Consider the following 13,289-nt stretch of genomic DNA (forward strand, 5'->3'; position numbering starts at 1 on the left):
ATATAATGACAGCAGAAAAAATTACAACAAATCAAGGCGTTTTAAATGTTCCAAATAATCCAGTTATCCCATTTATTATTGGGGATGGAATCGGACCAGATATCTGGAATGCAGCAAGTAGAGTATTAGATGCAGCTGTAGAAAAAGCATATAATGGCGAAAAGAAAATCGAATGGAAAGAAGTATTAGCAGGTCAAAAAGCATTCGATGAAACTGGTGAATGGTTACCAAACGAAACTTTAGAAACGATTAAAGAATATTTAATCGCTATTAAAGGTCCATTAACTACACCAATCGGTGGCGGAATTCGTTCATTAAACGTTGCTTTACGTCAAGAGTTAGATTTATTCACTTGTCTACGTCCAGTACGTTGGTTCAAAGGTGTTCCTTCACCTGTTAAACGTCCTGAAGATACAGATATGGTTATCTTCCGTGAAAATACTGAAGATATTTATGCTGGTATTGAATTCCAAGAAGGCTCAGATGAAGCTAAAAAAGTTATAGACTTCTTACAAAATGAAATGGGTGCTAAAAATATTAGATTCCCTGAAACTTCAGGTATCGGTATTAAACCAGTATCTAAAGAAGGTACTGAAAGATTAGTAAGAGCAGCAATTAACTATGCATTCGATAATAATCGTAGAAATGTTACGTTAGTTCATAAAGGTAACATCATGAAATTCACTGAAGGTGCTTTCAAAAAATGGGGTTACGATTTAGCTGAACGTGAATTCGGAGATCGCGTATTCACTTGGCAACAATACGATAAAATTGTTGAAGAAGAAGGTAAAGATGCTGCTAATAAAGCACAATCAGATGCAGAGGCTGAAGGTAAATTAATTATCAAAGACTCTATCGCTGATATCTTCTTACAACAAATTTTAACGCGTCCTGCTGAATTTGATGTAGTAGCTACAATGAACTTAAACGGTGACTACATTTCAGATGCATTAGCAGCTCAAGTTGGTGGTATTGGTATTGCACCAGGTGCAAACATTAACTACGAAACAGGACATGCAATTTTCGAAGCGACACACGGTACAGCTCCTAAATATGCTGGTTTAGATAAAGTTAACCCTTCATCAGTATTATTAAGTGGTGTATTAATGTTAGAACACTTAGGTTGGCAAGAAGCTGCTGACAAAGTAACACAATCTGTTGAAGCTACAATTGCTTCTAAAGTAGTAACATATGACTTTGCTCGTTTAATGGATGGCGCAACTGAAGTTAAATCTTCAGAATTCGCTGATGAATTAATTAAAAATTTACCATAATAGATTGTTATTTGAGGAAGGTTATTTATTAACCTTCCTTTTATTATAAGGAGATGAACAACATGGCAAGAAAGAAAATTTCAATTATTGGAGCAGGATTTACTGGCGCTACAGCTGCATTTATAGCAGCTCAAAAAGAGTTAGGTGATATTGTACTTGTTGATATGCCTCAATCTGAAAATCCAACAAAAGGGAAAGCGTTAGATATTGCAGAAAGCGCACCGGTATTAGGCTTTGATTCAAAAGTAACGGGTACTGCTAATTATGAAGATACAAAAGATTCAGATGTCGTCATTATTACAGCGGGTATTGCAAGAAAGCCTGGTATGTCACGTGATGATTTAGTACAAACGAATCAAAATGTTATGAAATCTGTAACGAAAGAAATTGTTAAATACTCACCTAATTGCGTTATCTTAGTCTTAACAAACCCTGTAGACGCTATGACTTATACAGTGTATAAAGAATCAGGATTTCCGAAAGAGCGAGTAATTGGCCAATCTGGCGTATTAGATACTGCTAGATTTAGAACATTTGTTGCAGAAGCATTAGACCTTTCAGTTAAAGATGTAACAGGATTTGTATTAGGTGGTCATGGAGATACAATGGTTCCACTTATTAGATACTCAGCAGCTGGTGGCGTACCTTTAGAAAAGTTATTATCTGAAGAAAAAATTGCTGAAATTGTTGATAGAACAAGAAAAGGTGGAGCTGAGATTGTTAACTTACTAGGTAATGGTTCAGCATATTATGCACCAGGAGCAGCTTTAATTGAAATGACAGAAGCAATATTGAAAGATCAAAAGAGAGTATTACCTTCAATTGCTTATTTAGAAGGTGAATATGGTTATCAAGACATTTATTTAGGTGTACCAACTGTATTAGGTGCTAAAGGTATTGAAAAAGTCATCGAGTTAGACTTAACTGATGAAGAAAAGCAATTACTTGATGAATCTGCTCAATCTGTTGAAGCAGTAAAGAGTATTTTACAATAAAATAACAGTTAAAAGGCGCATTCTGCTTTGAATGCGTCTGTTTTATTTAGCTAGTGTTAACTTTTTGTAAAGTTCTCTAAATAACCATTATTTTTTTAATAATTTAAGTTATAATTATATTAAATCGCTTAAGGAGGACCTTGAATGTCACAAAAAGTATTGGTAGTAGACGATGAGCAATCTATCGTTACATTGCTTAAATATAATATAGAACAAGCTGGTTACCAAGTAATTGTAGCTTATGATGGAGTTCAAGCGTTAGAGAAAGTAAATGAAGAGAAACCAGATTTAGTAGTATTAGATGTAATGTTACCTGAGAAAGATGGAATTGAAGTTTGTAAAACGATTCGATCAGATAAAAACCAAGTTCCGATTCTTATGCTTACAGCTAAAGACGATGAATTTGATAGAGTATTAGGTCTAGAATTAGGTGCAGATGATTATATGACTAAACCATTTTCACCTCGTGAAGTTGTAGCACGTGTTAAAGCTATATTAAGACGCGTTGGGCAAGTTGAAAATAAAAACATAGATGATGATGAAGATATTATTCTAGGTGCAATTAGAATTAGACCTGACTTCTTTGAAGTGTATAGAAATGATGAGTTATTAGAATTGACACCAAAAGAATTCGAACTTTTACTTTACCTTATTGAGAGACAAGGTCGTGTGATAACTAGAGAACATATGTTGAATTCAGTTTGGAATTATGAATTTGCTGGAGACTCTAGAATAGTTGATGTGCACATTAGTCATTTGAGGGATAAACTTGAAGAAAATCCTAAACAACCTCAATTCATTAAAACGGTGAGAGGTTTAGGCTATAAGTTAGAAAGACCAAAGAATAATGATTAAGTTCTATAATAAATTACTAATTATACTTACAACGGTTACTGTTGTAAGTTTTCTTATATTAGGGTTTTTCCTTCATAATTCTAGTTACGATTTAATTTCTAAACAACAGCAAAAATTATTAAAGACTGAATCCAAAAAAGTTTACGATATTGCAAAAAATAATCCTGAAAATCTTAAAGATATTTTAAGTGTCTTTGATCAAGATATTTTACTTCAAAAAGATGGACGAGTGTTATATCGTTCAAGTGAAAAAGATACAAACATATTTAATCAAAATAAAAAGCAAGCTATATCTGATGCAAAAGCTTTTGATGAATATTTTGCAGTAGACAAGTCAGAATCTGAAGTCATGTATGCAAGAACATATGGTGATTATACAGTTGTCATTGCAAAACATACAGATACGATAGCGATTATTCAAAAAGATATTTGGAAATATTTATTGTTAGTCTTATGTTTTACATTACCTTTAATCTATTTTGTCGTTCGATATATTAATACATCTTATATTCATCCAATTAAAGAAGTGACATATGCTACTAAATTATTGGCTTCTGGTAAATATCGCGTTAGAGTGCCAGAAAGTAATGTGAAAGAAACGAAAGAACTCTTTGTTAATACGAATGAACTTGCTAGAACATTAGATAATTTGAATAATGAACAGAAATTGCAACGTAATCGATTGGAAACGACTTTAGAGAATATTCCAAGTGCAATCTTAATGTTAGATAGAGAAGGTTATATTGTTATTGCAAACAAGACGTATCATGACTTATTTGATAGAAATAGTCATTCTGAAGGACAGTTATTTAAAGAGGCAATGCCTAATGTTGAGATTATACAGATGATGAACGAAGCTTTAAAATTAGAAAAACCTATGTTTGAACAAGTCGAAATGTATATTAATGATGTACATAATAAGTTCTTTGAAGTTTCAGTTATTCCAGTATTATCTCGAAAAAAACTAAATCTATTAGGCTTAGTTGTCGTTATGCATGATATAACGAAGTTGAAGAAATTAGAACATATGAGAAAAGATTTTGTGGCTAATGTATCTCATGAATTAAGAACACCAATTACATCGATAAAAGGATTTGCAGAAACATTATTAGATGGTGCTAAAAATAATCCTGAATCGTTAGATATGTTCTTAAATATTATGTTAGAAGAATCTAATCGAATTCAATCACTTGTTCAAGATTTACTCGAGTTATCAAAAATCGAACAAAATAGTGAGATACCGAAAGAACAAATATCATTAACTGAAATTGGCGAACATTCGATTAATACAGTATCAAATGTTGCTTCTAAAAAAGACATTCACATTACAAATCATATCGATAAAGAAGTGTATGGATATGGTGACAAAGATAAATTAACACAAGTGTTGATTAATTTATTAACGAACGCCATTAGTTATTCACCGAAATCTAGTGAAGTTATTATAACGATTAAAGAAGTAGATGATGGTCAAATCATTTCTGTGAAAGATAATGGTATAGGTATATCTAAAGATGAACAAAAACGAATTTTTGAAAGATTTTATCGTGTAGATAAAGCGCGTAGTAGAGATTCGGGAGGAACAGGACTTGGTTTATCCATTACGAAACATATTGTAGAAGCACATAATGGACAAATCAAAGTGGAATCAGAAGTTGGCAAAGGATCTAACTTTATTGTGAAACTCTTTAATAAGTAATCTTCATATAATCTTTACAATTAATTCATATTGAATTAATCATGAACAGATAGAATAAACATAGACCCCTTCATTTTGATGATTATGCGAAATACATTGTGTATTTCGCTTTTTTTATTTATGCGAAACAATCTTATTATATTGTGAGATATGATAAAATATAATCAATATAAAGATGGAGGTATCTTATTGTGGAAAAATTGGTACTGATTGATGGTAATAGTTTATCATTTAGAGCATTTTTTGCTTTGCCTTTATTAACAAATAAAGCTGGCGTTTATACGAATGCTATATATGGTTTTACAATGATTTTAGATAAAATAATTAAAGAAGAAGAGCCAACTCATTTTATGGTTGCTTTTGATGCTGGAAAAACAACTTTCAGAAATAATATGTACAGTGAATATAAAGGTGGTCGTGAAAAGACGCCGGATGAATTAAGAAGCCAATTACCATATATCCGTCAACTTGTGGAAAGTTATCATATTAAACATTATGAATTAGAAAATTATGAAGCGGATGATATTATCGGTACATTATCTCGTGAAGCGGATGAGAAAAATATTAAGACAATCATTATTACGGGTGATCGAGATTTAACTCAGCTAGCAAGTGAAAATGTAACGATTTATTATACAAAAAAAGGTGTAACAGATATTGATCATTACACACCTGAATTTATCGCTGAAAAATATGATGGTTTAGTACCTAACCAAATTATTGATATGAAAGGGCTTATGGGTGATAAGTCAGATAATATACCGGGTGTTCCTGGAATTGGTGAGAAGACAGCGATTAAATTACTGAAACAGTTTGAGACTGTAGAAGGTGTTTATGAAAATATTGATGAGTTAAAGAAATCAAAAATGAAAGAAAAATTAATAGATAACGAAGACAATGCTAAGTTAAGTAAAGAGCTAGCTACGATTAATCGTGAGTCTCCTATTGAAGTCACAATTGATGACTTGAAACTTACAGAACAAAGTAATGACGAGAAGATAAAGTTATTTAAGACATTAGAATTCAAACAATTGCTTGATCAAATGGATGCAAGTGCTGAAGCAACAGATGACCGAGAGATTAAATACTCAACTGATATTGATGACTTTGATTTTGATAATGTAACTGAAGCGGCTATTCATTTTGAAACAAACGAGGCTAATTATTTAAAAGCAGATATACTTGGATTTGCGATTCATGCAAATGACGAAACTTATGTTGTTTCTCCTGATGTTTTAAAAGAACATAAAAAATTACAACAATGGCTTGAAAATGATCAAGTAACATTTGCAACTTATGATGCTAAAAAAACGATTATATTATGTAAAAGATTAGGTATTGAAATTAATGGTATTCAGTTCGATACAATGTTAGCGAGTTACATTTTAGATCCTTCTAGAACAATTGATGATGTATACTCAGTTGTATCAGAATTTGGCATTTATTATGTACCGAATGATGAAAGTATATATGGCAAAGGTAAAAAGTTGCACGTCCCAGAAGAAGATATGCTTTTTGAAAGTATCGCTAAAAAGGTAACAGCAGTTTATGAAACAAAAGATAAAATGACTGAATTACTAGATGAAAAAGATCAATTAAGTCTACACGATGATTTAGAATTACCGTTAGCACGTGTATTAGCTGAAATGGAATATATCGGCATAACGGTTGATAAAGATACTTTAGTTGAAATGCAAGAAGACTTGAAAGTACGTATCGATAAATTGATTGAACAAATTCATCATCATGCTGGTTCGGAATTCAATATTAATTCACCAAAACAGTTAGGTGTCGTATTATTTGAAGATTTAAAACTACCAATTATTAAAAAGACAAAAACAGGATATTCAACTGCAGTTGATGTGTTAGAACAATTGCGTAATGAACATCCAATTATTGAAGATATATTAGTCTATAGACAGCTCGCTAAACTTCAATCTACTTATATTGAAGGATTACAAAAAATGATTACGTCTGAAGGTAAGATTCATACAAGATTTAATCAAACATTAGCTCAAACAGGTCGTTTAAGTTCTGTAGATCCTAATTTACAAAACATACCGATAAGATTAGAAGAAGGTAGAAAAATAAGAAAAGCATTTAGACCAAGTAAAGAAAATCATGTTATATTTGCTGCTGACTATTCTCAAATTGAATTACGTGTATTAGCAGATATTACAGGTGACGAGCATATGAAAGAAGCCTTTACTGCTAATGAAGATATTCATACGACAACTGCAATGCGTGTGTTCAATGTAAGTAAAGATGAAGTAACTTCAAATATGAGAAGACAAGCAAAAGCAGTTAACTTTGGTATTGTGTATGGTATTAGTGACTATGGTTTAAGTCAAAGTTTAGGCATTACAAGAAAAGCTGCTAAGCAATTTATTGATGATTACTTAGATAGTTTCCCTAAAGTAAAAGAATATATGGATACAATCGTACAAGATGCTAAACAAAAAGGTTATGTAGAAACGCTACTTCACAGAAGAAGATATACACCAGACATCACAAATCGTAACTTTAATTTAAGAAGTTTTGCTGAGAGAACAGCTATGAACACGCCAATTCAAGGTAGTGCAGCGGATATTATTAAATTAGCAATGGTACAATTTGCGAACAAGATGAAAGATAAAGATTTTAAAGCTAAATTATTATTACAAGTACACGATGAATTAATATTTGAAGTTCCAGAAGATGAATTAGAAGCATTCCAACCGTTTGTAGAAGACATCATGGATAATGCACTCGAGTTATCTGTGCCATTAAGTGTAGAATCTAGTTCAGGACAAACATGGTATGATGCTAAATAATAATAGGAAAGAAGATTATATATGCCTGAGTTACCAGAAGTAGAAAGTGTTAAAAAAGTGATAGAACCTAAAATTGTCGGTGCCACAATACAAAATGTAACTTTTTCTGAAAAAGTTGAATTGGGCAAATCGACAGGTAAAGAAACAATTATAAAAGGTAGTTCATTAGCTGTATTCAAAGAACGTACTGAATATTACAAGATTATGAGTGTCTATCGTAGAAGTAAATATATTTTTATGGAAATTGATAACGGTGAAAATAGCAATGTTATCATGTGTCACTTCGGTATGACGGGGGCATTTTTTACAGTTCCAGATTTAAGTCATATTGAAGTTGATAACCATAGAAAGCATTGGCACGTTATATTTGAATTAGATAACGGATTACAGCTTATTTACACAGATATTAGAAGGTTTGGTGAATTAAGAGCATTGGAAGATTTAAGTGAATATCCTTCAGTCTTAAAGATTGCACCAGAACCGTTTGTTGAAGAAGCTTACCAACATTACTTAAATAAAGTGATGTCAAATAAATTTATCAATAAACCAATTAAAGTCGCGATATTGGACCATACAGTTATATCAGGTTGCGGCAACATATATGCTTATGAAGCTTTGTTAAGAGCAGGCGTTCTTCCGATGAGACCAGTGAAAGACTTAACTTCAAAAGAACGTAAAGCGGTCTTTGATGAAGTGGTTAACGTGTTACAAGAAGGTATCGATAACGGTGGTTCAAGTATATCTGATTACTACAATGCAGATGGTGAAAAAGGGACAATGCAAGAAAAGCATAGAATATATGGTAAAAAAGTGTGTGGTCAATGTGGCGGGCAAGTATTACAAAAAGTCATTGCCACAAGAAACACGCACTATTGTCCAAATTGTCAAAAGTAGGTGTAAAAATGGCGAAAGTAATAGGTTTAACTGGAGGTATTGCTACCGGCAAGTCTACAGTATCTCGTATTTTACAAGATAAAGGGTTTTGTATAGTAGATGCCGACGTAGCTAGTCGAAAAGCAGTCGAAAAAGGTAGCGTTGGTCTACAACAAGTTAAAGAAGTATTTGGAGAAGATGCAATTATAGATGGTGAAATGAATAGACAATATATTGGTTCTATTGTATTTAAAGATTCAATAATGCGAGAAAAGCTAAACAATATTATTCACCCGATAGTAAGAACAATAATGGATAAAGAAAAAGAAGAGGCATTAAGTCATGGTAAAAATGTCATAATGGATATTCCGTTATTGTTTGAGAACAAATTGCAAAATACAGTCGATGAAACTTGGTTAGTTTATACAGATCAAGAAACTCAAATACAACGTCTTAAAGAACGTAATCAGTTAAGTGACGAAGAAGCGGAAGCAAGAATACAATCACAAATACCAATAGATGAAAAGAAAGCATTAGCTGATTGTATAATTGATAACAATGGAAGTTTAGAGGATTTACATCAAAATATTGATGATTTACTTAATAATAAGGCATTAAATCTTTAAAATTAAATAAGCTTAAAATGAAAGTGGATGAATAGCATTTGTTATTCTTCCACTTTTTTAAATTATTTTAGAAAAAGATAATAGAAAACGTTTTCAACAAACTTTTAATGTGATATACTAATTGCAATAAATAGTATATCACATTAAAAGGGGTTCTCGACTATGAAGAAAAATATCGCAATTAATGGTTTAGGAAGAATTGGAAGAATGGTCTTAAGAGGTGCACTTAAATCAAATGATTTAAATATTGTGGCTATTAATGCTTCATATCCACCAGAAACAATTGCTCATTTAATTAAGTATGATTCTACACATGGCAAATTAGATGGAGAAATTAAAGCAGTTGAAGATGGCATCATCATTGATGGTCATAAAATTTTACTTGTATCTGAAAGAGATCCTAAATTATTACCGTGGGGAACTTTAGGAATTGATATTGTTATAGAAGCAACTGGTAAATTTAATCATGGAGATAAAGCTATTGCACATATTGACGCTGGCGCTAAGAAAGTTATTTTAACAGGACCATCTAAAGGTGGCCATGTTCAAACAATTGTTAGAGGTGTAAATGATGATGCACTTGATTTAAATGATTTTGATATTGTTTCAAATGCATCTTGTACAACAAATTGTTTAAGCCCAGTAGCCAAAGTTTTAAATGATACATTTGGAATCGAAAATGGATTAATGACAACTGTACATGCATTTACGAATGACCAAAAGAACTTAGATAATCCTCATAAAGATTTAAGAAGAGCACGTTCTTGTACGGATAGTATCATTCCAACTTCAACAGGTGCAGCAAAAGCATTGTCACTTGTATTACCTGAATTAGAAGGGAAAATGCATGGAATGGCATTAAGAGTACCAACTTCTAATGTTTCTCTTGTAGATTTAGTTGTCGATTTAAAACAAAATGTAACAGTTGAAGAAGTGAATGAAGCATTACGTCAAGCTAGTAATGGACCATTAAAAGGGATTATGGATGTTAATGATGAGCCACTTGTTTCAATTGATTTCAAAACGAATCCACATTCAGCAATCGTTGATGAACAATCTACAATGGTCATTGCAGATAATAAAGTGAAAGTACTTGCTTGGTATGATAATGAATGGGGTTACTCAATGAGAGTTGTTGAACTAGCAGAACAAATTGCTCAAATACTTTCAGAAGTGAGAGAACAAAAAATTTCATAAGTGATATAAGTTACATTTAAAACGTAATGTGGTAAATTAAATACCGCATTACGTTTTTTTATTGAATAATAATACTGTTAAGTATCTATAAGTGCATTTTGAAAAGTAGTGAGCGTTTAAAAAAATAACAAACTACTGTATAATCAACCTATGTAATAAGTATATGAGGGGTGAAACGAATGAGATGTCCAAACTGTAAATATGAAAATTCCAAAGTTGTAGACTCTAGACACGCGGATGATTTAGTAGCAATTAGAAGACGAAGAGAATGTGAATCATGTGGATTTCGTTTCACAACTTTTGAAAGGGTAGAGCTCACACCTTTAATCGTCGTAAAAAAAGACGGCGCAAGACAAACATTTAATAGAGATAAAATATTAAACGGTTTAGTACGTTCTTGTGAAAAAAGACCGGTTGCTTATCAAAAATTAGAAGAAATTACAAATCAAGTTGAAAAAGAATTAAGATCTGAAGGTAACACAGAAGTATCTTCAAATGATATTGGTGAAAAAGTAATGGAACATTTAATGGATGTCGATCAAGTATCTTATGTAAGATTTGCGTCTGTATATAGAGAATTTAAAGATGTCGATCAATTATTAAAGTCTATGCAAGGCATATTGAAAGACCGAAAGTAAGGTGAGTATTAATGGCGGAATATTTTAGTGGTATCAAGCCAAGTGATGGCTTCTATGTTAAATCGAATTATAATTATACACATGTACATCAAGATATATTAGTTAGTTTATATACGCCATTAATTGGAACTGATGCAATTGGTGTTTATTTATATTTATCGCAGTTTAATTATCATCATGAAACAGAAGCGTATAATCATTATACAATTATGAATGATTTAAGAATAAATCTGTCTAGCTTTAGAGATGCTTTAGACTTGTTAGAAGGTATAGGCTTACTGAAGACATATTTTAAGACGAATCAAGAAGCACAATCATTTATTTATCAATTAGAGCAACCTGCTACTGCAGAGCAATTCTTTAATGATCCTTTATTATCTGTATTTTTATATCAACAAATTGGGAAGTCGAGATATATTAGATTAAAAAATAGATATAAAGATGACAGTGTGACAACAGAAGGTTTTCATGAAGTGACCAAGAGCTTTACTGATGTATTTAAAGTGCCAAAGTTGACGAATGTTGAACAACAAGATGATATCAATATTCGACCCGAATATAAAAGTAAAGGTCTCGATTTGTCAGACGTTCAATTTGATTTTGAAATGTTAGAATTATTGTTGAGTAATCATTTGATTTCTAAAGAGATTTTAAATAAACAGACGAAAGAAGTCATCATACAAATTGCTACGTTATATGGTATTACACCAGTTGAAATGAAGTCTATTATTTTAAAATCCATTACAGAAAACCAAACGATTTCATTACAAGATTTAAGAAAACATGCACGTACAATTTATCAAATTGAGCATAAAGGTGAACTACCAACATTAGATTTAAAAAATGAAAAGCCTAAAACAAATGCGCATGCTGAAAACAGTGAAGTGAACTCTTTATTGTCTTGGTTTGAACTGTTGGATACGACAAGTCCAATAGACGTGTTATCATCATTTACGCAGTCTGAACCGACAATATCACAAAAGAGAACTGTTGAAGATATTATTACACGCGAAAAATTACCGTATGGTGTAATTAACATATTGTTAGAGTATGTAATGTTTAAAAATAATATGCAATTACCGAAAGCATATATTGAAGAAATTGCTTCGAATTGGAAAAAGCTTAAATTATCTTCAGCTGAAGAAGCTTATCATTACGTTAAAAATCTCGATAAACAAAAAGCAGAGAAGAAAAAAGAACGTAAAAGTAATGCAAATAACCCTTATAAATTAAAATCAATTGAAAAGACACCAGAATGGTTATTAAAACAAAAATCTTCTGAATCAACTAAAGAAGAGAAACAAAATGATCATGAATCTGATGCTGCGTTTGAAAAAAGAAAACAAGCGCTTCAAAAAGAAATGGAAGCTTTTTGGAAAGAAGGTGATCAATAATGGAACCACTTGGACAACATTTGAAACAAAATAAAGATTTTCAAAAACGATTAGAAAAAATTAAAAAAGATACATTGTCTCATAATGAAGTAAAGGCATTTTTAGAAGAACATCAATCTGAATTAACGAACGAAATGATTGATAGAGATTTAGATCAATTACAAGCATATAAAGATCAATCGAAATGTTGTGAGAAATGTGGTAGTTATGGCACTTGTATCAACTTTGTGAAAGGTCATGTACCTGAACTATACATTGAGAATGATCACATCAAAACAAGGTACTTACCATGTCCGAACAAAATCGAATACGATGAACAAAGATTTGAATCAAGTTTAGTGACATCATTCCAAATGCCAGAAGAAACGTTGAAAGCGACGATCAAAGATATATATATCGATAATGAATCTCGTATGCAAATTATTAAGAAGGCTATGGATATCTGTAATAAAATTGTAGCTGGTGATGAAGTTAAAGGACTATATATTCATGGTCCATTCGGAACGGGTAAATCGTATATATTAGGTGCAATTTCAAATCAGCTAAAAGTCAAAAAGCAACCTTCTACAATTATATATTTGCCTGAATTTATTAGAGTGCTTAAAAATGGATTTAATGACGGATCATTCAGTAGTCGATTTGAAGCGGCACGTGAAGCTAAAGTGTTGATGCTAGATGATATAGGTGCGGAAGAACTGACACCATGGGTTCGTGATGAAATATTGGGTCCATTATTGCATTATAGAATGGTCCATAAATTACCGACATTCTTTAGTTCGAATTTTAACTTTGAAGAGTTAGAATTTCATTTGAGCAAAACACGACAAGGTTCAGAAATAACGAAAGCTAGTCGAATAATGGAACGTATTAAAACAATCTCTGAGCCATATGAATTAGATGGTAAAAACTATCGCGCTTAATTTTA

General features: G+C 31.7%; 11 protein-coding genes. All 11 read left to right on the forward strand.

Translation table 11 applies throughout. From position 1 onward, the window contains the following. The first annotated feature begins 5 nt into the window (after window positions 1–5). On the forward strand, window positions 6–1,274 hold the full coding sequence (gene icd, locus LQ617_RS00560) for an NADP-dependent isocitrate dehydrogenase (RefSeq protein ID WP_025904308.1): 1,269 nt from the start codon (window positions 6–8) through the stop codon (window positions 1,272–1,274). 62 nt (window positions 1,275–1,336) lie between these two features. Further along, the gene (gene mdh, locus LQ617_RS00565) at window positions 1,337–2,269 is read left to right on the forward strand and encodes a malate dehydrogenase (RefSeq protein ID WP_191092289.1); all 933 of its coding nucleotides are present in this window, start codon (window positions 1,337–1,339) and stop codon (window positions 2,267–2,269) included. 144 nt (window positions 2,270–2,413) lie between these two features. Continuing rightward, a complete protein-coding gene (locus tag LQ617_RS00570) occupies window positions 2,414–3,124 on the forward strand; it encodes a response regulator transcription factor (protein ID WP_037588492.1) in 711 nt (236 codons plus the stop codon). Further along, complete coding sequence (gene pnpS / locus LQ617_RS00575; RefSeq protein WP_239739194.1) at window positions 3,117–4,823, forward strand: two-component system histidine kinase PnpS; 1,707 nt, start codon at window positions 3,117–3,119, stop codon at window positions 4,821–4,823. The genes LQ617_RS00570 and pnpS overlap by 8 nt, the downstream gene beginning before the upstream one ends. 191 nt (window positions 4,824–5,014) lie before the next feature. After that, window positions 5,015–7,636: a DNA polymerase I gene (gene polA / locus LQ617_RS00580; protein ID WP_204258573.1), complete on the forward strand. Its 2,622-nt coding sequence runs from the start codon at window positions 5,015–5,017 to the stop codon at window positions 7,634–7,636. Window positions 7,637–7,657: 21 nt separating this feature from the next. After that, a complete protein-coding gene (mutM, locus tag LQ617_RS00585) occupies window positions 7,658–8,530 on the forward strand; it encodes a bifunctional DNA-formamidopyrimidine glycosylase/DNA-(apurinic or apyrimidinic site) lyase (RefSeq protein ID WP_239739195.1) in 873 nt (290 codons plus the stop codon). A gap of 8 nt (window positions 8,531–8,538) precedes the next feature. Continuing rightward, entirely contained in the window at window positions 8,539–9,135 is a 597-nt protein-coding gene (gene coaE, locus LQ617_RS00590; protein ID WP_206166942.1) for a dephospho-CoA kinase, read from the forward strand. A 162-nt stretch (window positions 9,136–9,297) separates the two neighbouring features. Then, entirely contained in the window at window positions 9,298–10,332 is a 1,035-nt protein-coding gene (locus LQ617_RS00595; protein ID WP_037588481.1) for a glyceraldehyde-3-phosphate dehydrogenase, read from the forward strand. Window positions 10,333–10,511: 179 nt separating this feature from the next. Further along, window positions 10,512–10,970, forward strand: a complete 459-nt coding sequence (nrdR, locus tag LQ617_RS00600; protein ID WP_025904300.1) for a transcriptional regulator NrdR — start codon at window positions 10,512–10,514, stop codon at window positions 10,968–10,970. Window positions 10,971–10,981: 11 nt separating this feature from the next. Next, window positions 10,982–12,364, forward strand: a complete 1,383-nt coding sequence (locus LQ617_RS00605) for a replicative helicase loading/DNA remodeling protein DnaB (protein ID WP_239739200.1) — start codon at window positions 10,982–10,984, stop codon at window positions 12,362–12,364. Further along, a complete protein-coding gene (dnaI, locus tag LQ617_RS00610; RefSeq protein WP_191835668.1) occupies window positions 12,364–13,284 on the forward strand; it encodes a primosomal protein DnaI in 921 nt (306 codons plus the stop codon). Before LQ617_RS00605 ends, dnaI begins: the two co-directional genes overlap by 1 nt. Window positions 13,285–13,289 lie beyond the last annotated feature (5 nt).

This window comes from Mammaliicoccus sp. P-M59, from assembly GCF_022386135.1.
In the GTDB taxonomy this organism is placed as follows: Bacteria; Bacillota; Bacilli; order Staphylococcales; family Staphylococcaceae; genus Mammaliicoccus; species Mammaliicoccus sciuri_A.